General features: G+C 36.0%; 26 protein-coding genes and 1 pseudogene. 1 reads left to right on the top strand and 26 read right to left on the bottom strand.

Translation table 11 applies throughout. The features are described from left to right. The 25 genes from fliF to NSQ92_RS06765 form a co-directional block, all read right to left on the bottom strand. The gene (gene fliF, locus NSQ92_RS06885; protein WP_047940000.1) at positions 1 to 1,587 is read right to left on the bottom strand and encodes a flagellar basal-body MS-ring/collar protein FliF; all 1,587 of its coding nucleotides are present in this window, start codon (positions 1,585 to 1,587) and stop codon (positions 1 to 3) included. Between the two features lie 156 nt (positions 1,588 to 1,743). Continuing rightward, positions 1,744 to 2,052 (bottom strand): flagellar hook-basal body complex protein FliE, encoded by a 309-nt coding sequence (gene fliE / locus NSQ92_RS06880; RefSeq protein WP_047939999.1) that lies wholly within the window; start codon positions 2,050 to 2,052, stop codon positions 1,744 to 1,746. A 19-nt stretch (positions 2,053 to 2,071) separates the two neighbouring features. Next, a complete protein-coding gene (gene flgC / locus NSQ92_RS06875; RefSeq protein WP_047939998.1) occupies positions 2,072 to 2,524 on the bottom strand; it encodes a flagellar basal body rod protein FlgC in 453 nt (150 codons plus the stop codon). A 5-nt stretch (positions 2,525 to 2,529) separates the two neighbouring features. Beyond that, positions 2,530 to 2,913 (bottom strand): flagellar basal body rod protein FlgB, encoded by a 384-nt coding sequence (gene flgB, locus NSQ92_RS06870; protein ID WP_047939997.1) that lies wholly within the window; start codon positions 2,911 to 2,913, stop codon positions 2,530 to 2,532. 461 nt (positions 2,914 to 3,374) lie between these two features. Next, entirely contained in the window at positions 3,375 to 4,157 is a 783-nt protein-coding gene (gene codY / locus NSQ92_RS06865; RefSeq protein ID WP_047939996.1) for a GTP-sensing pleiotropic transcriptional regulator CodY, read from the bottom strand. Between the two features lie 96 nt (positions 4,158 to 4,253). After that, entirely contained in the window at positions 4,254 to 5,663 is a 1,410-nt protein-coding gene (gene hslU / locus NSQ92_RS06860) for an HslU--HslV peptidase ATPase subunit (RefSeq protein ID WP_047939995.1), read from the bottom strand. A 15-nt stretch (positions 5,664 to 5,678) separates the two neighbouring features. Then, positions 5,679 to 6,221 carry an ATP-dependent protease subunit HslV gene (gene hslV, locus NSQ92_RS06855; RefSeq protein WP_016201113.1) on the bottom strand — a complete coding sequence of 181 codons (543 nt, stop codon included), beginning with the start codon at positions 6,219 to 6,221 and terminating at the stop codon, positions 5,679 to 5,681. A 34-nt stretch (positions 6,222 to 6,255) separates the two neighbouring features. Continuing rightward, positions 6,256 to 7,158, bottom strand: a complete 903-nt coding sequence (gene xerC, locus NSQ92_RS06850; RefSeq protein WP_341152501.1) for a tyrosine recombinase XerC — start codon at positions 7,156 to 7,158, stop codon at positions 6,256 to 6,258. Positions 7,159 to 7,631: 473 nt separating this feature from the next. After that, positions 7,632 to 9,707, bottom strand: a complete 2,076-nt coding sequence (gene topA, locus NSQ92_RS06845) for a type I DNA topoisomerase (RefSeq protein WP_095257550.1) — start codon at positions 9,705 to 9,707, stop codon at positions 7,632 to 7,634. 469 nt (positions 9,708 to 10,176) lie between these two features. Continuing rightward, on the bottom strand, positions 10,177 to 11,046 hold the full coding sequence (gene dprA, locus NSQ92_RS06840) for a DNA-processing protein DprA (protein WP_047940271.1): 870 nt from the start codon (positions 11,044 to 11,046) through the stop codon (positions 10,177 to 10,179). Between the two features lie 242 nt (positions 11,047 to 11,288). Beyond that, positions 11,289 to 12,206 carry a succinate--CoA ligase subunit alpha gene (sucD, locus tag NSQ92_RS06835; RefSeq protein WP_047939992.1) on the bottom strand — a complete coding sequence of 306 codons (918 nt, stop codon included), beginning with the start codon at positions 12,204 to 12,206 and terminating at the stop codon, positions 11,289 to 11,291. Next, a complete protein-coding gene (gene sucC / locus NSQ92_RS06830) occupies positions 12,206 to 13,381 on the bottom strand; it encodes an ADP-forming succinate--CoA ligase subunit beta (protein WP_047939991.1) in 1,176 nt (391 codons plus the stop codon). Before sucC ends, sucD begins: the two co-directional genes overlap by 1 nt. Positions 13,382 to 13,667: 286 nt before the next feature. After that, the gene (locus NSQ92_RS06825) at positions 13,668 to 13,982 is read right to left on the bottom strand and encodes an EscU/YscU/HrcU family type III secretion system export apparatus switch protein (protein ID WP_341151295.1); all 315 of its coding nucleotides are present in this window, start codon (positions 13,980 to 13,982) and stop codon (positions 13,668 to 13,670) included. Then, positions 13,979 to 15,232, bottom strand: a complete 1,254-nt coding sequence (locus NSQ92_RS06820) for a hypothetical protein (RefSeq protein ID WP_341152500.1) — start codon at positions 15,230 to 15,232, stop codon at positions 13,979 to 13,981. Before NSQ92_RS06820 ends, NSQ92_RS06825 begins: the two co-directional genes overlap by 4 nt. A 30-nt stretch (positions 15,233 to 15,262) precedes the next feature. Next, positions 15,263 to 16,039, bottom strand: a complete 777-nt coding sequence (locus tag NSQ92_RS06815) for a ribonuclease HII (RefSeq protein WP_144544202.1) — start codon at positions 16,037 to 16,039, stop codon at positions 15,263 to 15,265. A 234-nt stretch (positions 16,040 to 16,273) separates the two neighbouring features. Further along, the gene (gene ylqF, locus NSQ92_RS06810) at positions 16,274 to 17,125 is read right to left on the bottom strand and encodes a ribosome biogenesis GTPase YlqF (RefSeq protein ID WP_047939987.1); all 852 of its coding nucleotides are present in this window, start codon (positions 17,123 to 17,125) and stop codon (positions 16,274 to 16,276) included. Between the two features lie 28 nt (positions 17,126 to 17,153). Beyond that, complete coding sequence (gene lepB, locus NSQ92_RS06805) at positions 17,154 to 17,690, bottom strand: signal peptidase I (RefSeq protein WP_047939986.1); 537 nt, start codon at positions 17,688 to 17,690, stop codon at positions 17,154 to 17,156. A 344-nt stretch (positions 17,691 to 18,034) separates the two neighbouring features. Continuing rightward, positions 18,035 to 18,379 (bottom strand): 50S ribosomal protein L19, encoded by a 345-nt coding sequence (rplS, locus tag NSQ92_RS06800; RefSeq protein WP_047939984.1) that lies wholly within the window; start codon positions 18,377 to 18,379, stop codon positions 18,035 to 18,037. A 220-nt stretch (positions 18,380 to 18,599) separates the two neighbouring features. Continuing rightward, positions 18,600 to 19,343: a tRNA (guanosine(37)-N1)-methyltransferase TrmD gene (gene trmD / locus NSQ92_RS06795; RefSeq protein WP_047939983.1), complete on the bottom strand. Its 744-nt coding sequence runs from the start codon at positions 19,341 to 19,343 to the stop codon at positions 18,600 to 18,602. Next, a complete protein-coding gene (rimM, locus tag NSQ92_RS06790) occupies positions 19,343 to 19,861 on the bottom strand; it encodes a ribosome maturation factor RimM (RefSeq protein ID WP_144579777.1) in 519 nt (172 codons plus the stop codon). The genes trmD and rimM overlap by 1 nt, the downstream gene beginning before the upstream one ends. An 11-nt stretch (positions 19,862 to 19,872) precedes the next feature. Continuing rightward, entirely contained in the window at positions 19,873 to 20,250 is a 378-nt protein-coding gene (locus tag NSQ92_RS06785; protein ID WP_341152499.1) for a YlqD family protein, read from the bottom strand. Between the two features lie 358 nt (positions 20,251 to 20,608). Next, positions 20,609 to 20,839: a KH domain-containing protein gene (locus tag NSQ92_RS06780; protein WP_031534442.1), complete on the bottom strand. Its 231-nt coding sequence runs from the start codon at positions 20,837 to 20,839 to the stop codon at positions 20,609 to 20,611. Between the two features lie 11 nt (positions 20,840 to 20,850). After that, entirely contained in the window at positions 20,851 to 21,123 is a 273-nt protein-coding gene (gene rpsP, locus NSQ92_RS06775; RefSeq protein ID WP_016201097.1) for a 30S ribosomal protein S16, read from the bottom strand. 175 nt (positions 21,124 to 21,298) lie between these two features. Further along, a complete protein-coding gene (ffh, locus tag NSQ92_RS06770; RefSeq protein WP_047939980.1) occupies positions 21,299 to 22,651 on the bottom strand; it encodes a signal recognition particle protein in 1,353 nt (450 codons plus the stop codon). Positions 22,652 to 22,663: 12 nt separating this feature from the next. After that, the gene (locus NSQ92_RS06765) at positions 22,664 to 22,996 is read right to left on the bottom strand and encodes a putative DNA-binding protein (RefSeq protein WP_047939979.1); all 333 of its coding nucleotides are present in this window, start codon (positions 22,994 to 22,996) and stop codon (positions 22,664 to 22,666) included. A 397-nt stretch (positions 22,997 to 23,393) separates the two neighbouring features. Here NSQ92_RS06765 and NSQ92_RS06760 point away from each other — a divergent pair. Next, positions 23,394 to 23,546 (top strand): annotated as a pseudogene (locus tag NSQ92_RS06760) (transposase); the annotation flags it as partial. A gap of 157 nt (positions 23,547 to 23,703) precedes the next feature. Here the strand turns inward: NSQ92_RS06760 and NSQ92_RS06755 are convergent. Continuing rightward, the gene (locus NSQ92_RS06755; RefSeq protein WP_161798377.1) at positions 23,704 to 23,850 is read right to left on the bottom strand and encodes a hypothetical protein; all 147 of its coding nucleotides are present in this window, start codon (positions 23,848 to 23,850) and stop codon (positions 23,704 to 23,706) included. Positions 23,851 to 23,912: the final 62 nt, after the last annotated feature.

The raw sequence follows: 23,912 nt of genomic DNA, 5'->3' as shown, positions 1-23,912 counted from the left end.
TTAATCTTCCGTAATCCATGTACGAAGTAATTTTGCAAATTCCTCTGGTTTTTCTTTAGCCATTTTTTCAAGCTGTTTTCGTCTTATTGTTCCTTCTGATTCTTGTTGTTCCTCATTAATATCTGCTACTGAAGTAACTGGCTGAATAATTTCTTCTACTTCTTCTTCCTGTTTTTTCTTTCTCGCTCTCATAACGAAGAAGATTAATAGAATAATAACTGCAAGTAAACCTCCTCCAACGGCATAAATCCACCACGGGATTGATGTTTGAGCAACCTCTGTTGCTTGTTTTTTACCTTTAAATGGTTGAACAGACACAGCAATCTTACTTTGGATATCCTCATCTGTTAGTTCTCCGCCTGTTGATGTTTTATCTATCGAAGTTCTAACAATTGTCCCCAATATGTTAGAGATATCATCAATACTTTCCTGTGGTAAGGAAGTAGTATCATTTGCATCAGGCGGCTCTACCATTACTTGAATACCTAAATCACGAATTTTATAGGGACTTTCCACAATTTGTTTTTTTATACGATTAACTTCACTATTAACGGTTTGTTCGACTTTTTCATAGTCGCCATTTCCCGATCCTGTTTCTGTATTATAAGTAGTTACATCGGCATCGTCTTCTGCCTGTACAACTCCACCGGCAGCATTTTCACCGGTATATGTTTCTGTAATATTTTGTGCACTTATTTCAATTCCCGCCATATTTTCTTCATCAACTGGCGTAACTAGGTTTTCTTCTCGGTTTTCTTGGGTAAAGTCTATATCAGCAGTAACTGACACTACAACTTTATCTGGTCCCATTAACGTTCCTAGCATTGTTTGAACCTGTCTTTGAATATCACGTTCAATCTGCTTTTTCACATTGTTTTGCGCAGTAAAAGTATCTGTCGCAGAATTATCTGAAGAATTTAAGTCAAAATACTCAAAATCTTGATTAGTAATGACGATATTATCTGTAGGAAGGTTTGGTACACTTTTGGACACGAGTGTATATAACCCTTTTATTTGATTTTCAGAGAAGTTATAGCCAGGCTTTGTATTTAATACAATCGAAGCTGTAGCTTCTCCCCCTTGATCTGAAACAAATACACTTTCTTCTGGTAATGTAATAACAACATTGGCATCATTAATTCCTTCAACACTCTTTATTAAATTAGCAATTTCTGTCTGCAGGGCATCTAATTTTAAGACATTAAATTCGTTATCTGTCATACCAAAGCTCGCATTCTGACTAAAAAAGGAATAATCAATGCTACCGGACTTAGGAATTCCTTCTGCTGCAAGTTGTACTTTTAATGTATCGACTACTTCCTCTGGAACACTAATCACGGTACCGCCACCTGATATTTCAGAAGTTACCCCTTTACTATCTAGACTCTCTTTAATAGCTCCCGTTTCAGAAGGTGTTAAATTACTGTATAGCGGCACTAACGTTACTCTTGTGAAAAAATAAGTCGCAAACACAGCAAATAGAATAAGCAAAAGTCCGCTGCCCGTTATAACAGTCTTTTGCTTTTTAGAACGACTTTGCCAAAACTCTTTTAAAGGATTAAATATTTTATTTAGATTCTCTTTCATTTTCTTCCCCCGGCTACCGTAATTTGTTTAGGTATAAACCGCCCATCTTTTATATTAACTGTCTTCTCTTTAACGGCATGGACACTTAATTGCCTAAAGCAGAGAAGGACCTTCGTTTTCCTGTAAAAAGTAACCATTATAGAAAACAGCCTTACATTAAACTGGCATTCGCATAATTTCCTGATAAGCTTCTACTGCCTTATTTCGGATTTCTAACGTAGCTTGCATGGTAATGCTTGCTTTTTGCGAGGCAATCATCACCTGAGATAAATCAACGTTTTCTCCTCTTGCTAACTTATTTGTTAGCACATCTGATTCATTTTGCGCTTGATTCACATTGTTAATTGATTCTTTTAGAAACGAAGCAAAACTTTTTTGCGTATCTGCTGCAGAGGTCTTATTACTTGTTGCCGTATTTGTTAACGGTAATGCAGATGATACAGGTGAAAAATTAATTGGTTCCATTTAAGTACTCCTTTTTGTTTTATTTACCGATTTCTAATGTTTTCATTAACATACTTTTTGATGCATTTAAAACAGTCACATTAGCTTCATACGATCTTGAAGCACTCATTAAATCAACCGTCTCTCGTAAAGGGTCCACATTGGGCATACGAACATATCCTGTTGCGTCCGCTTCTGGGTTCTCCGGATCATACACCATTTCAAACGGTGTATCATCTTCTACAATACGTGATACCTTCACACCACCTGCAGGGTTCCCGCTATTCCCTCTTGCAGCATTTAAATGAGAGGCAAATGATCCTTCTTGTTCTTGAAACACTACTTGTTTTCTTTTATATGGCTCCCACTCACCATTTACTAATCTGCCTCTTGTTGTATCAACATTTGCCATATTAGATGAAATAACATCCATTCTTAGCCGTTGAGCGGTTAAAGCAGAGGCAGTAGTATTTATACTAGCAAAAATGGTCATTTTTATTACTTACCTCCTCTAATTACATTTTCAAGGGAACTAAATTTTCCGCTAATTCGATCTATTAATGCGTTGTAATAGATTTGGTTTGTCGCAAGGTCTGCCATCTCTTTTTCCATATCGACACTATTCCCACTGTTATTGTAAGTAACTCCATTCTTTGTAACGACAGCTGATGAAGCAGTATTAGTAGCAGAAAAAGGAATATGCTTACTATTCGTTACATTAGCATTCAATGCACTAGATAACGAATCTTTAAAAGTTACAGTCTTTGCTTTATAATTAGGCGTGTCAACATTTGCAATATTTTGTGAGATTACTTTTTGCTTTTGATTCGAATAATTAATTGCATTTTCTAAAGTAGTTATTGTATTTGAGAAAAGTTTCACTTCATCACACCTCGAGCAATCATTTTGAGAAAAAATTGTTGAATTTTGTTTTTTGATGACGTTTTTTTTACATGATAGCTTTTATTTTAATTAATTTGTAATAATATGTCCATGGAAAAGAGGAGAATTTTAGTGATTCTTTTTACCTATTTTAGTTAATATTTGGTTTTAATCATCTTAAAAAAGGATAAAAAGCGATTTTTCACTGCGTCATTGTTACTATTTTCATAGTCATAACTTACTAAACGTTACCCTTTTTCTTCTATCTGATTTAATATACCTTTTGTCATACTGTAATGTAAATGAAAAATAAATGGAAAATATGCGGTTTATGTCGAATAATATGTACATAACTTATTAGCTATCGATTGATGGTTAAAAAAAACTCTCATTTTTCGTCACGTAAAAAAAACCTTTTCTATAAAAGGAAAAGGTTTTTTACAATGGATAATAATTTATCCTTACTTATTTGTTTTTAACTTTTCAAGTTCTAATAAGAATTTATCGTTAAGTACTTTAATATAAGTACCTTTCATTCCTAATGAACGAGACTCAATAACACCAGCACTTTCTAATTTACGTAATGCGTTAACAATTACAGATCTTGTAATTCCAACTCGGTCTGCAATTTTAGAAGCGACTAGCAAGCCTTCACTTCCGTTTAATTCTTCAAAAATATGCTCAATAGCTTCTAATTCACTATAGGATAGTGAACTGATTGCCATTTGAACAACCGCTTTACTTCTTGCTTCTTCTTCAATTTCTTCTGCTTTTTCTCGAAGAATTTCCATTCCAACAACAGTAGCACCATATTCAGCAAGAATCAAATCATCATCGTGGAATTGTTCTTGTAATCTTGCAAGAATTAATGTTCCTAATCTTTCTCCTCCACCAATAATTGGTACGATAGTTGTTAACCCTTTTGCAAATAATTCTTTATTTTCAACTGGGAAAGCAGTATATTCACTTTCAATTTCTAAATTACTAGAAGTTGTTTGAATATTAAACAAGCTATTTGTGTATTCCTCAGGGAATTGACGATCTTCAAGCATTTTTTTCATACGATCATTTTCAATTTGCTGGTTAACTGCAAAACCTAATAATTTTCCTCTTCTGCTAACAACAAAGATATTTGCTTCGATAACATCGCTTAAAGTTTCAGACATTTCTTTGAAATTAACTGGTTTTCCAGCAGCTCTTTGTAACATTGCGTTTATTTTTCTCGTTTTTGTTAATAAATCCATTTTTTATTCCTCCTGTTAACTAAAACCAACACTTGAAATAAATCTATGTCTACTTATACCTTTCAATGCAGGAGTTTAAATTCCAATTGGCTTTCATTAGAGTATAAATTGACTTAAATCCTTATTTCTTGAGATGGCTCCTAACTTCTCCTCCACATACTTTGGAGTAATCGTTATTTTTTCCATTGTTATTTCTGGTGCTTCGAAAGAAAGATCTTCCAATAATTTTTCGAGAATAGTATGCAGTCTTCGCGCACCGATATTGTCTGTATTTTGATTGACTTCATAAGCCACTTCAGCTATCTTACGAATAGCTTCGTCAGAAAATTCAATTTCTATACCTTCTGTATGCAATAATGCTTGATATTGCTTAATCAACGCATTATCTGGTTCCACAAGAATGCGATAAAAATCATCTACTGTTAATTTAGTAAGTTCTACACGAATCGGAAATCTTCCTTGTAGCTCTGGTATTAAATCAGAAGGCTTAGACATATGAAATGCTCCAGCAGCAATAAACAATACATGGTCTGTTTTAACTGATCCATATTTTGTCACAACCGTAGATCCTTCTACTACAGGTAAAATATCTCGCTGCACCCCTTCTCTAGAAACATCCGCTGAAGAGCTGCTGTTTGATTTGCTGGCAATTTTATCAATTTCATCGATAAATATCATTCCCATTTGCTCAGCACGAACGACTGCTTCTTGGGTAACCTCATCCATATCGATTAATTTTTGAGCTTCCTCGTTCGTTAATATTGTACGTGCTTCCCTAACTGTTAATTTGCGCTTTTTCTTTTTTTTCGGCATAAAACTACTTAAAGCATCCTGCATATTCATACCCATTTGTTCCATACCAGAACCTTGGAGCATGTCAAACATAGAAGGCTGTTGTTCTTCCACTTCTACAGAAACCACTTCATCTTCCAGTTCACCTAGAGCAAGCTTTTCTTTTACTATTTTTCTCTTTTCTGATTTACTAGTTTCTTCTACAGTAGGCTCATCTTCCTCTGTGTCTGCCCCACCGCCGCCAAAAAGCATTTCCAGAGGATTTTTATAACTGGATGATTTCTTTGCAGCAGACGGAACTAACAATTCAACGAGACGATTATTTGCCGCAACTTCCGCTCTTTCTCTTACTTGAAACATCTTCTCTTCCTTTACTAAGCGTACAGATGTTTCGACAAGATCACGAACCATTGATTCTACATCGCGGCCAACATATCCTACCTCTGTGAATTTAGTAGCTTCTACCTTAACAAATGGCGCATTAACAATTTTCGCAATTCTTCTAGCTATTTCTGTTTTTCCGACACCAGTAGGACCAATCATCAAAATATTTTTCGGACTAATCTCATCTCTTAGCTTTTCATCAAGAAGGCTTCTGCGAAAACGGTTTCTTAATGCAACAGCCACCGCTTTTTTTGCATCTTTTTGTCCGACTATATATTGATCAAGTCGTTCTACAATTTGCCGAGGTGTTAAACTAGCACTTTTTTGCATATTAAAAATCCTCCCCTATAATTCTTCTACGATGATATTATTATTTGTATAGACACAAATCTCACCAGCAATCTCTAGAGCTGCTTTAGCGATATCGTATGCAGAAAGATTATCTCCTGAGTAAGTTTTTAGTGCTCTGCCAGCTGCTAAAGCATAGTTTCCGCCAGATCCAATTGCAAGTATACCATCATCTGGTTCAATTACTTCTCCTGTTCCAGATACCAATAATAGATCCGTTTCATTCATTACGATCAGCATCGCTTCAAGTTTTCTAAGAACTTTATCACTGCGCCACAGCTTCGCAAGCTCTACTGAAGCGCGCTGTAGGTTCCCATTATACTCATCTAATTTCCCTTCAAATAGTTCAAAAAGAGTAAAGGCATCCGCAACTGATCCCGCAAATCCTGCAATTACTTTCCCGTTAAAAAGCTTTCTAACCTTACGGGCTGTATGTTTCATCACAACAGCATTTCCAAGTGTGACTTGCCCATCACCGGACATTGCTGATTTCCCTTTATGTTTAACTGCAAAAATAGTTGTTGCATGAAATTGTGGCATTTCAGACATGTTACTTCCTCCTTCTACCAATTGACTATGCCCTAGGATGATAAGACATATACGTCTTTTTTAGATACTCATTTGTGACATGTGTATATATTTGTGTTGATGTTAAAAATGCATGACCTAATAATTCCTGAACCGTTCTCATATCTGCACCATTTGCCAGTAAATGTGTGGCAAATGAATGTCTCAATTTATGGGGATGAATTTTTCCTTGTGAGGATGAAGTATTCATCATTTTATTTAAGATATCACGAACTCCGTTATCTGTTAACATTCCTCCGCGATAATTAACAAACAGATAAGAATGATCTATTGAATTTTTCATCAACTGATTCCTACCCGCTTTTATGTACGCTTCAAGAGCATTATGAGCAAAACTACCAAACGGAACATATCTTTCCTTCTGGCCCTTCCCCCTAACTAACACAGTAGAGACACTGAAATCAATATCGCTCAACTGAATTTTTGTACATTCACCAACACGGATGCCGGTTGCATACAATAATTCCAGCAATGCTTTATTTCTTAGTCCTAGGGGCGTGTTCGTATCACATGATAAAAAGAGTTGCTGCAATTCTTCCTCGTAGAAAAAATCAGGTAATCTCTTTTCTAGCTTTGGGATCGATACAGCAGAAAATGGGTTATTTTCTACTATTTTTTCCCTAAGCAAAAAACGATAAAAACTTCTCAAACTAGAGATTTTCCGAGCAATTGTTTTTCTTGCTAATTGCTTTGAAAACAGCTCTGTTAAGTATATTCTTACATCAGATGGACTTACGTCTTCTAACTTGTCTATTACTTGATCTTTCATAAAGTGAAAGAATTGGTTAATATCTTGTGTATAAAATTCTATTGTATATGGTGAGTAATTTTTTTCAATCTGCAAATAGGCAATAAATGCGTGAACATGATTGTTTAATTCCTGTTTCATAACCTCACCTCACAATGGCTTCATCATATTATCATACTTTTTAGCTACAATCAATCAATTTACATATTTTTCACAAAGTTCCGAATTGTTCGCATCATTTCTTTCGCAACCTATTGTTTCTACACTCTTCCCTTTTGAGATTAAGATAATCCTAAATGATTATGGAACTTTCCTTCTAGAGTATATCGCTTTAAACACAGAAGAATTAGAATCAGCTACAAATGTAAAAAAATTGTCATTTTTTATTTCTGCTAAAATGTATGGATGATGTTCACTCATAGCATTTTACTATACGATTGAAAGAATGAAAAGTTTCTACTTTAAGCGAATTAATAATTTTTTCGCAAAATATCTATTTTTCTTCCATTATATATCTAATTTAGGGGATACTTGAAAAAGAATACTTGGGCAGTAACGTGACAAGAGAGTGAGCTTTTGCTCACCCTCAAATAAATTTATTTATTCTAGCTATTTTAACTTTGTGGTTCTTCTTTATAGTCGCAGTTTACGCACTGTACTTGAACACCTTTTTTTAATTTTTTCTCCACTAACATATTTTCACATTTTGGACATGGTCTTTGTAGTGGTTTATCCCATGAAATGAAGTCACATTCTGGGAATCGATCACAGCCATAAAAAATTCTGCGTTTTTTACTTTTTCTTTCAATTATATTCCCTTCATGACACTTCGGACATTTCACACCAATATCCTTGACGATTGCTTTCGTATTTCTGCATTCTGGAAAATTACTACATGCCATAAATTTTCCATAACGTCCCATTTTAAATACCATCGGATGACCACATTCTTCGCAGTCCTCTCCAGCTGGCTCATCTTTGATTTCAATAGTTTGCATCTCTTGTTCTGCAACTTCAAGTCTTTTCTCAAACGTTTTATAAAAATCGTCGATAACCTTTACCCAATTGACCTTGCCCGCCTCAATATTATCCAAGTCTTGTTCCATATTGGCTGTAAACTCAATATTTAATATTTCTGGGAAAAATTCTAAAATTAACTCTAAAACAATTTCCCCAAGCTCCGTTGGAATAAATCGTTTGTTATCAAGAGCCACATAACCTCTTTTTTGAATTGTATCTAAAGTTGGTGCGAATGTAGATGGTCTTCCTATCCCCAATTCCTCTAGTGTTCTAACTAATCTTGCTTCTGTATAACGTGGAGGCGGCTGAGTGAAATGCTGTTTTGTATCAATATCCTTATTTAAGACAACATCTCCTTCTTTTAAATCTGGGAGCTGTCGATCTTTCTCATCAACGTTGTCATCTGTGCCCTCCACATATACCTTCATAAAACCTGGGAACTTAATTTTTGAACCATTAGCACGAAAAAGGACGTTACCATTTGATAAATCCACACTCATCGTATCCATAACAGCTGGCGCCATTTGGCTGGCAATAAATCTTTCCCACACAAGCTTATACAATCTAAATTGATCTCGGGATAAATATTCCTTCATCTTGCTAGGCTCACGACCTATACTAGTTGGACGTACTGCTTCATGGGCATCTTGAACCTTTGGATTTTTCTTCTCTTGTTTCTTCTCTTCACGTGTATACTCTTTGCCATATTGACTGTTTATATAGTCATATGCTTCACTTTGTGCAACCTCTGATATTCTAGTGGAATCCGTTCTCATATAGGTTATCAAACCCACTGTTCCTTCTTTTCCAAGATCTATTCCTTCATATAATTGCTGTGCTAACATCATTGTTTTCTTTGCTCGGAAATTCAATTTGCGGGCAGCTTCCTGTTGTAAAGAAGATGTTGTAAATGGAACAGCAGGATTTCTCTTCCGCTCTTTTTTACTCACTTTATCGACAGTAAACTTATTATCTTTTAACTGACTAGTAATTTTTTTTACTTCATCTTCTGAATGCAACTCAACTTTTTTTCCATTTACACCGTAAAAGGATGCTTCGAAATTATTTTTTCCTTTTATAAAACTTCCTTCAATGGACCAGTATTCTTCTGGTACAAATTCTTTAATTTCTTGTTCTCTTTCAATAATGAGACGTACTGCAACTGATTGTACTCTTCCTGCACTAAGCCCTTTTTTTACTTTTTTCCATAATAATGGACTGATATTATAACCCACTAAACGGTCTAAAACTCTTCTAGCCTGCTGAGAATCTACTAAATCCATATTAATCGCACGAGGATGCTTAAATGATTCTTTGATAGCATCTTTTGTTATCTCATTGAAAACAACGCGACAATCTGATTCGATATCAACATTTAAGCTATTTGCCAAATGCCAGGCAATTGCCTCTCCTTCGCGATCCGGGTCAGCTGCTAAATAGATTTTTTTGGCTTTTTTTGCTGCTGTTTTAAGTTCTTTTAATACTGGACCTTTTCCACGGATAGTTATGTACTTCGGCTCAAATTGTTTTTCTATATCAACACCCATTTGGCTTTTAGGCAAATCCCTAATATGCCCCATCGATGCTTTCACTTTATATTTTTTTCCTAAATATCGTTCTATTGTCTTTGCTTTAGCTGGTGACTCAACGATTACTAAAAAATCTGACATCAACTGTCCTCCTTAAGAGGGATTTAAATATTCACTATTATTGTATACTATGTTTTGATTTGTCAAACATTCCGATAACTAGCAAACGTTTTCACTCTCTTTATTTACATAATTTTATCTTTGAAATATCTATACGTTGCAAAATGTATAACAAAATGATAAAAATAGCAACACTTTTTTTGAATTTTCATGAAAAACTCCAAATTTATGGAAACAACTTTTCTTGCTCATTGGTTTGGAATAGCGTTTTTACTTTCTTAACTGCAGCTAAATCCCCTCCGGTGAATTCTCATTGGCAGAGATGTTAGTCACACTGACCGAACTAAAAAAAGATAATTCCTTAAATAATTTGCTGCTTATAGCGTATCACTTTCCTTTTGTATTGCAAACTATTTTCATTTTACTATCTGTGAAAATGATTATTTTATTTAATAAATTTGTATGCAAAGCTATTTCCAGTTATTTTTTCCTACTTCGATAAATGCTTCCATTCTTCTAGTATATCTTTTGCTTCAAGCACCGGCTTTGCTCCTTGTTGAATTAATTCATTTGGACCGTCTGAATAAGGACTAAATATATTGCCAGGAACAGCAAATACATCCCGCCCTTCATTTACAGCGAAATTAGCAGTTATTAAGGAGCCGCTTTTTTTCTTTGCTTCTACGACAAGTGTTCCATTGCTTAAACCGCTTATAATTCGATTTCTCATTGGAAATTGCCATTTTAGAGGCTTAGTTAACGGAGGATATTCGGAAATGACTAAATGATGTTTCATCATTTCTCCTGCTAACTCTATGCTTTCTTTTGGATAGATATGAAAAATACCTCCAGCAATAACACCGATGGTTTTGCCGCCATTTTCGATTGCCAGCTTATGGGCAATCGAATCAACCCCATGTGCAAGTCCACTTACTATGGTGATTTTCTCCTCTACTAGTTCTTTCATCAACCTTGTTATTACTTTGGTACTATAATTGGTAGCTAAGCGCGAACCTACAATTGCAAGCTTTCTCTTCGATTGCAGCAGCTCAAGATCTCCTTTTGCATAAAGAACCCAAGGTGGTTGATATATTTCTTTTAAAAACGGCGGATATAACGGATCAAAAAATGTAATTGGATGAATTTGATTATACCAATATTGGTTTAATTGTTCTTCTACATGATGAGAATGGATTGTTTCTACTATTTCCTTTTCCATAGTAGGTGACATCGAGGATATAAAGGAAGGGATTTTCTCCAACTGAAGAGTGGGATCTTCTTTTAGAAGACGATCGATCATTTTCCAGCTGATTCCTTGACAATGATGTAATTTCACTAATAATTTATTTATTATTTCCATCTTTTCTTCCTTTCGCTTTCTACTTTTCACAAAGAAATCAGCTAAAAATACAAAAGAAAGAGAAACATAAATTAAATAAGGATTATCTTCCTTCATTATAATTAGTTTTTCTGAAAATTCCTAGTATTGAGGTACTGTTTCTATTGTAAATTAATAGATTAGCTACATATGCCATCCTCTTTAAAAAAATCAAGAAAAAACCTAGCCTTATTTAGTGGAATAAGGCTAGATTAAGCTTTTCTCTATTTTGCTACCACTTCATGTGTCTTACATTTTTCGTATAACGACTGCTCTTTTAACACCTCAATAAGTGTTGCCCCCATATCAGATGGTGTTGGGGCTACTTTAATGCCACATTCCGTTAGAACACTAATTTTCTCATCTGCTGTTCCTTTACCGCCAGAGATTATCGCCCCCGCATGGCCCATACGCTTTCCTGGAGGAGCTGTACGACCGCCGATAAATCCAACAACTGGCTTCGTCATGTTTTCTTTCACCCAGCGGGCTGCTTCTTCTTCAGCCGTCCCACCAATTTCCCCAATCATGATAACTGCATACGTATCTTCATCTTCATTAAATGCTTTTAGTGTATCAATAAAATCTGTTCCATTAACTGGATCTCCACCAATTCCTACAGCTGTTGACTGACCAATCCCAGCTTGAGAAAGCTGATGAACAGCCTCATATGTTAAAGTACCAGAACGAGAAACAACGCCTACATGCCCTTTCTTATGGATATAACCTGGCATAATGCCAATTTTACATTCTTCTGGGGTAATTACACCTGGACAGTTTGGTCCTATTAATCTAGTCTTTTTCCCTTCCAAATAGCGCTTAACTTTCACCATGTCCAGAACAGGAATATGTTCGGTAATACAGATTACTAAGTCTAATTCGGCATCAACAGCTTCTAAAATAGCGTCTGCTGCAAATGGAGCTGGTACATAAATTACGGATGCATTTGCTTCGGTTACATCCACTGCATCTTTAACGGTATTAAATACCGGCACTCCTTCTACCGTTGTACCACCTTTCCCTGGTGTTACCCCGCCAACTATTTTAGTTCCATATTCAAGCATTTGTTTAGTATGAAATAGTGCTGTTGCACCTGTGATTCCTTGGACAAGGACTTTTGTATCTTTATTAATAAAAACACTCATTATGCATTCCCTCCTTGTTCTACTAGGGTTACAATTTTCTCAGCACCATCAGCCATTGATTCTGCTGCGACAATATCTACTCCAGATTCACGAAGAATTTTTTTGCCAAGCTCCACATTTGTTCCTTCCAAGCGAACAACTAATGGTACATGAAGACTAACTTGCTTTGCGGCTTCTACAATTCCAGTCGCAATAACATCACATTTCATGATGCCTCCAAAAATATTGACAAAAATCCCCTTCACATTAGAGTCAGATAGAATGATTTTAAATGCTTCCGTTACTTTTTCTGCTGTCGCACCGCCCCCAACATCTAAGAAATTGGCCGGTTCTCCGCCATAATGCTTAACAATATCCATTGTTGCCATAGCAAGTCCAGCACCATTGACCATACAGCCAATATTTCCATTTAAGGCAATATAGCTTAAATCATATTTAGAAGCTTCTAATTCTTTTTCGTTTTCTTCATCTAAATCTCTATAGGCAACAATATCTTTATGTCTATACAATGCATTTGAATCAAAATTTAATTTTGCATCCAATGCAATAATATTTCCATCTTCCGTTAAAACTAAGGGATTAATTTCAGCAATAGAGCAGTCTTTTTCAACAAATACTTTATATAATCCAGTCATAAAGGCAACCGCTTTATTAACTTGCTTGCTCGGAATGTTAATAGAGAAAGCAACTCGACGTGCTTGAAATGGTGTTAAGCCAGTCACTGGATCAATAACTTCTTTTACAATCTTCTCTGGGTACTTTTCTGCAATTTCCTCAATTTCTGTACCGCCTTCTTCAGAAGCCATCAATACGATTCTAGATGTTGCTCGATCCACAACAAAACCTATGTAATATTCCTTCTTGATCCGGCAACCTTCTTCAATTAATAATCGTTTTACAACTTTTCCTTCGGGACCTGTTTGGTGAGTTACTAATGTGCTCCCTAGAATGTCAGAAGCATATGTTTGTACTTCATCTAAGCTTTTGGCAACTTTTACTCCTCCAGCCTTACCGCGACCACCTGCATGGATTTGCGCTTTCACTACCCATACATCACTATTTAATGTTTCTGCAGCTCGCACTGCCTCTTCTACTGTAAAAGCTACTTTTCCTTTTGGTACTGCGACGCCATTTAATTCTAAAATCTCTTTCCCCTGATATTCATGAATATTCAAGCTTCCACACCCCTTATTTTCCCTTTTTGTGTAAAATTGGAGACAACTGCATGATGACTTTCGTGAATGAATAACTTTTTCCCATCCATTCATTTGTTTTTTCCAAAACATAAGTATCGTTATCACTGTATTAATATTCTTTTCGAGAGCAAATTACGATTATTTTATGTATTTAGAAAAGACAAAAATATGTTCACGCTTTCATTTTAAAGGAAAAAACCTTTCTTTGTCTATAAAAAAGGCTTTTATCTTTAAATATTTTACAATTAAAAATATTTTTTCTTTCTTATTTTCCTTTTTCCCCCTCTTTTTCCCCCTCTTTTTCCGTTACTTCCTTCTCTAAAGCATAAATAAATGCAAACACTTCTGCCACTGTCATGTATAAATCTTCAGGAATTTGTTCATTTATATTTAATTTACTTAAAAGCTCTACAAGAGAGGGATCTTCTTGAATTGGAATGTTCTCTTTTTTGGCACGTTCCAGAATTTGTTCTGCGATCACGCCTTTGCCTTTTGCAATAACGGTAGGGGAAGCGTGTTTTTGCTGTTCATAAGTTAATGCTATTGCTTCTTTCCTTTTTAAAGAATGGTGTTTATTCATATTTTTATATCCACCCCTCTGTAGGCATTTCCTTTCACTGCTTGTTGGGAACTCCTTATGGGTTTGTTTTCTTTTGACAAGTCTTTCACATGAATAGACAGTAAGGTATAATCTAATTCCCGTAGTTTTTCTTTTAAGGGCTCCTCTGCCTGTTTAATTAAGGGCATTATTTTTGTTGACTGATCATTTAATATAATCATGTTCATGATTCTATTTTGAATATGGATATCAATAACTGTATCTTTTAAATTAGCCAGTTCTAAGTAAAAAAGAATGCGACAATAATTACTATCGACTTTTCCATCTGCTGTTTTTCTGCCATTATATTGCATTGTCACATCCACTTGTTGATTAAAAAAACGAAGAGGAATTTCTGTTATCATTTGCATCATTGGACCTGTTTGCTGACTGATAAGCTGATACCCTGTCACTTTATCAATTAATTGACCTGCAGTTTCTTTCACAACATCAGGGATATCTTTTCCCATCAATCCTAGCAGCAATGGTTTTAATATTTCTTTAGTTGTTTGCTCCTCTATTTGCGTATGCTGTAACAATCCCGCTTCAAACGAATAGCCCATTTTATGCAGAACAGCTTTTAGTGAAGCAACGATATTATCTTGAGCAACCTTTCCACTCTCACTAATCCCCGAAAGGACATCCGCTACCTTTGGTTCTTTAATATGATAGGTAGACAACTGCTGCTGAAGTTCATTTAGCAGCACACTAACTCCTTTATTGGATTGCAAGGCGGAAATACTTGCAAATACTTCCTTTGTCAGAGGGAGCTCTCTTTCCATCATAAGACCGATAGTAGCAAGCTCCTGTTTCCCTATTGATTTTGGCAGCCATTCACCTATAGATCTTATCGCTTCTTTCGAAATTGGTAGATTATTAGATAGTAAAAAATGAAGAAGCAGTTTATTTTCTTTCGTATCGGTAAGATGCAGCTGCTGAAGTAATCCATTGATATTCCCCTTTGCAGCTGGAACTTCTGATGACTGCGGCAATACTTTTAGAACTGGTTTGTTATCTGTAATGGAAACTTGAAACCAATAACTTTTATCAAGAGTTAACGGAATCGTTAGGTTTGCAAGCATTTTTTGTGAGCCTATTTGTACCTCTGCCATTTGTTGAGGAAAAAGTTTCGTTAATTTCCCATAAACTAGTTGTCCATCTCGTAATTCCAGACTTTTATTACTCATAAGGTTTTCTTGAAATAAAGTTTGGACAATATGGTTCACATTCATCTTTCTCTTCCTCCTTCCTTACAGATTCAGCTAGTTATTTTCTACCATCTCTTTCACAGGGGAAAAACTTTTACGATGATGAATGGTAATTCCGTACTCTTTAAGAGCAGCTAAATGTTCCTGTGTCCCATAGCCCATGTTTGTCGCAAAATGGTATTCTGGATATTCTTGATGCAGCTCTTTCATCATACGATCTCTTGTCACTTTTGCTATTATACTTGCTGCAGCAATAGAGACACTTTTACTGTCTCCTTTAATAAGAGATTGACTTGGATATGGTGTCGTTAATTTCATTGCGTCAATTAGTAAGTAGTCTGGCGTTTGTGAAAGTTCATTAATTGCTAGAAGCATCCCTTTTTTTGTTGCTTGATAAATATTTATACGATCAATTTCAGCAGGTGAAATAATTCCCACGCCAATGGCAATTGCTTCTTTTTGGATTACCTCGTAAAATAATTCTCTTTTTTTCTCAGATAATTTTTTTGAGTCATCGATACCTGGTAAATAGAAATCTTCTGGCAGGATGACAGCTGCTGTAACAACAGGCCCTGCAAGCGGTCCTCTGCCAACCTCATCGATTCCTGCTATATATGTATAACCTTGCTTTCTGATAATTTGTTCATAGTGGTTCATCGATAGAAAGTGATGATGGAGCTTTTCTTCCTTCTCTATCCGCTTCTTCCACGCTTCTAAAAGCTTCTGAGCCCCTTTCCTCTCGTCTTTTTCTAATTCAAGGATAAATGGGTCATTTACTTCCCTTATTGCTTCTAGCGCCTCTTTGATATCTTTCATTGTTGCTAATTTCATTGTCTACACCTCAGTAGTTATATCGGTTCAATCGCTTCCTTTTTTATAGCCCCGATCACATTCCCTTCCAAGAGACCGGTCCTATAAATGTTCCTATTATTCCGTGTGGGATGCTTCATATCATTTCTTATCTCCCATATGATTCAAAGCGCTGGACCTAATCATTTATAGGTAAATATTTACATAAAAAAGAGAAGTGTCTGTTTTTAGTCACTTCTCCTTGCAGTTTTTCCCTTACATTTCGTCTGCTCTTTCAAAAGTTAGCGGACCAAACTTTTCACCTCTAATGTCACGAATAATTAGTTCCGTTACTTTATCATAGTTAACGATACCCCCACCCGACAGAGCTCCTCTTATCTCACCGATACGATCAAACAGCTCTACTGTATCTTCTGGAATTATTTCTAATTGGTACCTTTCTTTTAAACGTTGCGGATACTCTTTTTCCAAAAAACGAAGTCCGAATATGGCAATGTCCTGCAAATTCAAAATTGTATCCTTTATCGCACCTGTTAATGCAAGCTTTAAGCCTACTTCCTGATCTTCAAATTTCGGCCATAGTATTCCTGGTGTATCTAATAACTCCAGTTCTTTCCCTACTTTAATCCATTGCTGCGCTTTCGTCACACCAGGTGTATTCCCCGTTTTGGCAATGTTTTTCTTTGCCAACCGATTAATTAAAGTAGATTTACCTGCATTAGGAATTCCAACAATCATCGCTCGAATCGCTCGAGGTCTAATCCCTTTCGCTTTCATCCGATCAAATTTTTCTGCTAGTACTTCTTTTGCTAAAGCAGTAATTTCTTTCATTCCAACACCTGCTTGAGAGTTAATCGCAAGTGCTCTTATTCCTTGACTTTGAAAATAACGAATCCATTCTTTCGTTCGTTCTTTATCTGCCATATCTGCTTTATTTAACAAAACAATTCTTGGCTTATGCTGGATAATTTCATCAATCATTGGATTTCGTGAAGATTGCGGAATTCTCGCATCCACTAATTCAAAAATAATATCAACTAGCTTTAATTTTTCCGTTACTTGCCTTCTGGCTTTTGCCATATGCCCTGGAAACCATTGTATAGTCATGCATGCACCTCTATTTCTCCCACTAACATTATTCTACTATTTTCCAATCAGCTATTGGCCAATATACCACACTCGTAGTACCAATAATTTTATCAAAGCCAATTGTACCGATATGACGACTGTCTTTACTATTGCGACGGTTATCTCCCATCACAAATAATTCTCCTTTTGGCACAGTTGCTGTAAAGTCTTCTGTTAGAGGGCCTATTACGCCTTCTTTATTATGTTCTAAATAAGGTTCTTCATAAGCTTGTCCGTTCACATATAAAACATCATCGCGATATTCAATTGTATCTCCGGGTAGACCAATTACTCTTTTTATATAGTCCTTACCTTCTGGAGCGTGGAACACAACAATATCAAAACGCTTCGGTTCACTTACTTTGTAATTTATCTTATTGACAATCATTCGATCTTGATCTAGCAATGTAGACTGCATGGACTCACCATCAACTACAATTGGAGCAAATAAAAAATAGCGAATAACAACAGCAAGTAAAACAGCAATTATTAATGCTTTACTCCATTCCCAAATTTCATTTTTCTTCTTCTTTTCAGTTGCCATACCTTTCACCAATCCTTAACTGAACAATATAGGTATTTTTTTATGTATGGTTAAAAGTTCTCTACCATGATAATATTTTAGCGGAATTTCCGGATGAAGTAAAATTGGAAAGATTGCAGTTGGACTTTTGTTCCAGATTACTCCAATTATTCGCATAAAGATTAGAAATAGATTTGCTAAGTTGTGATTCCATTTAAAGACCACTTCAGTTTCCTTTCTCAGCATCCCCCTCATTTTTGGATGAATTATAGGACTATTATTTCTAATATGCGAGTTTTCTATAAGCAGCATTTAAGGATATAAAAAAGAGCTTGTTACAAGAACAGGCTCTTTTTTGGTAACAATTATCGAATTTCTTTAATACGAGCTTTTTTACCACGCAGGTTACGTAGGTAGTAAAGTTTCGCACGGCGTACTTTACCGCGACGGATAACTTCTAGCTTCGCAATTTTAGGTGTGTGAACAGGGAATGTACGCTCAACGCCAACTCCGTAAGAAACTTTACGTACTGTAAAAGTTTCGCTGATTCCACCACCACGACGCTTAATTACAACACCTTCAAATAACTGAATACGCTCACGAGTACCCTCAACAACTTTCACATGTACACGTACAGTGTCACCAGGACGGAACGCAGGAAGATCAGAACGAAGTTGTTCTTTTGTAATTTCTTCTATTAATTTTTGCATCGTTTTCAACTCCTTCCAACAGACGCTCTTGCACTCATAGATAGAGACCACTTGCAGCGGAACATCGTTATAAGACCCTTCACAGAAATTCATCTGTTTAAGTCACAAGTGTTATCTTAACATAAAAGGAGCATAACAGCAATATTTTTTCTGAAAATAATAGTATTACCTTGCTCCTTAATAGATTCCTTCATCAAATCATCAACAATTCCATCCCCCATTAGCTTGGATGATGCTGATTTGTTAGCTCTTTTACCAACTTTTTCTGCTTCTCAGTCAGCGGATAATTTTCGAGTAAATCTGGTCGTCTTTCAATCGTTCTTCGGAAGGATTCCCTTTCTCTCCATTCATCAATATGTGCATGATTTCCAGAAAGCAGCGTGTCTGGTACCTTCATTCCTCGGAAATCGGCTGGACGAGTGTAATGAGGATGCTCCAACAAACCAGTGCTAAAAGAGTCATTAACATGGGATGCTTCTTTTCCAAGCACGCCTGGTAATAAACGTACTACACTATCAATAACGACCATAGCCCCTAATTCGCCGCCTGTAAGGACATAATCACCAATGGAGATTTCATCTGTCACTAAATGTTCTCTAATTCTCTCATCATAGCCTTCATAATGTCCGCAAATGAAAATCAAATGCTCTTCTTGTGCTAATTCCTCTGCTTTTGCTTGACTGTATCTTTCGCCTTGAGGGCACATCAAGATGACACGAGGCTTTCTGTTATCTTTTGGTTTTAGAGCGTCCACAGCGTCAAATATAGGCTGTGGCTTCAACACCATTCCCGCACCTCCTCCATATGGATAATCATCAACGGTTTGATGTTTATTATCGGCATAATCGCGAAAATTGACGATCTTATAAGCTACTTTTTCCGCTTCTTGTGCTTTTTTTAAAATGGAGCTATGAAGGACGCCTTCAAACATCTCAGGAAATAAAGTCAATACGTCAATTTTCATTAAGACAACAGCCCTTCCATCGGCTCTATGACAACTACTTTTTCTTCTACATCTACTTTCATGACTACCTCTTCAATATAAGGAATTAAAATTTCACTCTTATCTTTACCCTTTACCACCCAAACATCATTTGCACCTGGTGTTAAAATTTCTGTGATTTCTCCAAGTTCTTCTCCTTTAACTGTCACTACTTTACAGCCAATAATTTCATGGAAGTAATATTCATTCTCCGCAAGCTCACCTAAAAAACTCTCTGGAACCTTCAGGAGACCACCCTTCATAAATTCTACATCATTTACATTATCATAGCCTTCAAATGTAAGTAGATTGAAGTTCTTATGCTCACGATGACTTTTAATTTTCAGTTCTAGGGGATTTGCTTTATCGTTTTGAAAAAAATAAATGGTGTTTCCAATTTTATATCGTTCTTCTGGAAAATCAGTACGAGAAATGACGCGGATTTCTCCTCTTATCCCATGGGTATTTACAACTTTTCCAACATTAAACCATTTTTCCATTACCTTCACCTCTATCGAATGTCAACCACTATTCCATCTTTGACAACAATCGTCTTCTTAGTACTTTCCCAAGCCTGTCCCACTTGAACATCAACAAGTCCCATTACTTCCTGTTCTTTAATCTCTGTCCCTAACGGTAGTATATGTAATTGCTTTAATTGAAACTCTATCGTTTTTTGTTTCTCTAATTTATTTGTAACTTCCTTACGAAAAAAAGTTTTTATTTCCGAAATAGAAGGATTATTTTTCAATTGTTTTCTTTCTTCAAATTGAAGCTGCTGTATTTCTTTTTCTAACTGCTGTATTTCTTGCCTATATCGATCGGAAATCGACTTTTTGATAGTTTCGGTTAATACTTGTTTTACTGTTACAGACTGAAGAATCTTCATTCACTTCCTCCTAACAGATGACAACTTTAGTCCTTACTACTAACAAAGTAACACAGATTACTGTTTTCGTCTAAAAACAAAGGGGGGAATCAATTTTCCGAACGTAATTACAACTATTTTTCAGAAAAGCTGCCGTTTGTTTCTGCCTTTTAGGGTAATGAAGTTATATTAGCTATTTATAGTGCGATCATCAGCCCAAAATCTCGATTTATCAGCCAATCCTGCTTTCTTATCAGCCAAATTTCCGATTTATCAGCCAAACACGCTCTCTTTTCAGCCAAATTTCCATTTTATCAGCCAAAGCTACTATTTCCCCTAAAAAATAAAGGAAGGAGGGTTCCCCCTCCTTCCTTTTCATTTAATCTCTAATATCAACAATAATTTTCTTTTGTTGTAATGATCCTGCTGCATAAACAATCGTTCGAATTGCTCTAGCAACTCGCCCTTGCTTCCCTATTACCTTTCCAATGTCATTCTCGTTGACAGAAAGCAAGTAAGTGATACGATTATCCTCTTCTGTTACAGTTACAGCAACTTCCTCTGGAAAATCAACAAGGGGCTTAACAATCGTTTCTATAAGCTCTTTCATTGCATCAAATATTATTTACCGTTTTTGATATTGTGGAATTTCTCCATAATACCTTGGTTAGAGAATAGGTTACGTACTGTATCAGATGGTTTTGCACCATTTTGTAACCATTGTAGAGCTTTATCTTCGTTGATTTCCACGATAGCAGGGTTTGCTACTGGATTGTAAGTTCCTACTGTTTCAATGAAACGTCCATCACGTGGTGAACGAGAATCTGCTACTACGATACGATAAAAAGGAGATTTTTTTGCTCCCATTCTTTTTAAACGAATTTTTACTGCCATTTAATATTGCACCTCCGAATAGTTTCACACAAGATAGTATATTATCAGATACTCCAACACTTTGTAAAGTGTTTTTTCTTGTCAGTGTTAAAAATCTTTATTTAAGCCCTCTCACAGGCAGTCTCCGCGCCATTCCAATGGACAAACAGATCCTCTTTTTTACAAATAATCGCTGTTAAAAAGGGTTAAATGGTAATTTAAATTTACCTTTTTTCTTGCCTTTTTGACCCATATTGGTCATTTGCTTCATCATTTTTTTCATATCATCAAACTGTTTTAAAAGTCGATTTACTTCTGGAACCGTTCTTCCGCTTCCTTTCGCAATACGCTTTCTTCTGCCAGAATTGATAATTTCAGGATGCTCTTTTTCTTGCTTTGTCATGGACTTAATGATTGCCTCAACATGGGCAATTTGCTTTTCATCCACCTTCATATTATTTAAGCCTTTGATTTTGTTCGCACCTGGCATCATTTTTAATAATTCGTCCAGCGGCCCCATACTTCTAACTTGGCTTAAGGAATCAAGAAAATCATCAAAGGTAAATGAATCAGACTTCATTTTCTTTTCTAACTCTCTTGCTTTTTCTTCATCTACATTAATTTGTGCTTTTTCGATTAAGCTTAGGACATCGCCCATTCCTAAGATTCTGGAAGCCATTCTCTCAGGGTGAAACGCTTCAAGCGCATCCATTTTTTCTCCCAAACCAACAAATTTAATTGGTGTATTTGTAACAGAACGAATAGAAAGTGCTGCTCCCCCGCGTGTATCCCCATCAAGTTTTGTTAAAACAACTCCCGTTAATCCTAACTGCTCGTTAAAACTGCCAGCTACGTTAACAGCATCCTGCCCTGTCATTGCATCGACAACGAGTAATATTTCTTCTGGGTTTGCAAGTTCTTTGATCTGCTTTAATTCATCCATTAGTGCTTCGTCTACATGAAGGCGACCAGCTGTATCAATTAAAACATAATCATGATGATCTTCTTTTGCTTTTTCAATTGCTTGTTTTGCAATTTCAACTGGACTAACTTGATCTCCTAGTGAAAATACCGGAAAATCAAGCTGCTTTCCTAAAGTTTGCAATTGCTTAATCGCAGCAGGACGATAAATATCTGCAGCTACCAATAACGGATTACGATTATGTTTTTTACGCAATAAATTCGCAAGCTTACCAGTAGTTGTTGTTTTACCTGCCCCTTGTAGTCCGACCATCATAACAACAGTTGGAGGGCGCTTACTAACGCCAATTTTACTTTCTTCTCCACCCATTAATTCAGTAAGTTCTTCTTTTACTACTTTAATAACTTGTTGTCCAGGAGTTAAGCTTTTTAGCACTTCCTGTCCAACTGCACGCTCACTTACTTTTTTGACAAAGTCTTTTACCACTTTAAAGTTAACGTCCGCTTCAAGGAGTGCAAGACGAACTTCACGCATCATTTCTTTAACATCCGCTTCATTTACTTTCCCTTTTCCGCGGATTTTTTGCATCGTGTTCTGCAGTCGGTCAGCTAAACCTTCAAATGCCATACGTCAGCCTCCTTAATCTAATTTCTCTAGTTCCTCTACTGCTTCTCGCAACGCAGATATAGATAAGGTATCATGTTCTAGCATTTTTTTCATCTTTTCAAAAAGAACTTGACGTTCCTGAAATTTCTGAAGTAACACTAACTTATTCTCATATTCTTCTAGCATTGCTTCCGTACGTTTAATGTTGTCATACACCGCTTGACGGCTTACATTGTACTCCGCAGCAATCTCCCCAAGAGAGTAATCATCCAAATAGTAAAGAGACATATAGCTTCGTTGCTTCGGTGTTAACAACGACTGATAGAAATCAAATAAATAATTCATTCTCGTTGTTTTCTCAAGCATCGAATAATACCCCCGTGTTAAGTCAAAAGCCTTTACATCGACTATTTTACACACCCCCAAAAAAGATGTCAAGAAAATATCTTTACAAATCGAAAAGCGGAAGCGCCTTGGTTATCGTTGTACAAACTGGTAAGTGTCTTACTGAGATAAAGGAAACACGGTGAACGGTAGGGAAGCGGCGGGAAGCCCATCATCCCTGGACACTCGGAGCCGGACAAATCGAAAAGCGGAAGCGCCTTAGTTATCGTTATACAAACTGGTAGGCGTCTTACTGAGCATCTATAAATGAGATAAGTTTTTTTGACATAAAATACACATAGGTTTTACTAAGCTTCTCTGTTACCTTTTTCTCCTCTTTCCCGATTAAGTCCATATAATTGTGTAAAAAGAATCCGTAATTAATTTTGATATAGAAGCGATTACAAAATCTTCTATCGTTTTAGTATTAAATGAACTTATGAAAAAAAAGCGTGACCTGTATCTAAATGCCAATTCTTATGAACGTTCTGCCGACCGACGTGATTACCGTAAAGGCTATTATGAGCCAGAAAAAAGACACCTTATAAAAGCTGCCTAATCAAACGTTTCATATATCTCTTTTCTAGAGGACTCTATCTTTGAATATTAAAATTAATATTTCTAAAAAATTGCTAGATTCATAATTCTAGAATTTCAATTATCTCGTAGCCTCTTTTGCATCTGTTTTATCAGCAGTTTGTGTGCATTTCAGTTCTGTTTTCTATCCCATACATTAGTTTGTTTTTATTAACTACACTATATAAATCGCCTATACCAATTGCATTTCCTAGTTCATGTGTAGCCGTTACGGTGTTTTTTTGCAGTAGTTCTACCATTATTTTTACTTCCGCTATCAAATCTGCTCCATCAATAGCCTCTTCGAAGGAATAAGTTAGAT

It is taken from the genome of Niallia sp. FSL M8-0099 (assembly GCF_038006945.1).
Lineage (GTDB): Bacteria > Bacillota > Bacilli > Bacillales > Cytobacillaceae > Niallia > Niallia circulans.
Note: the sequence above shows the minus strand (reverse complement) of the source record. Positions and strands in the feature narration are given on the sequence as shown.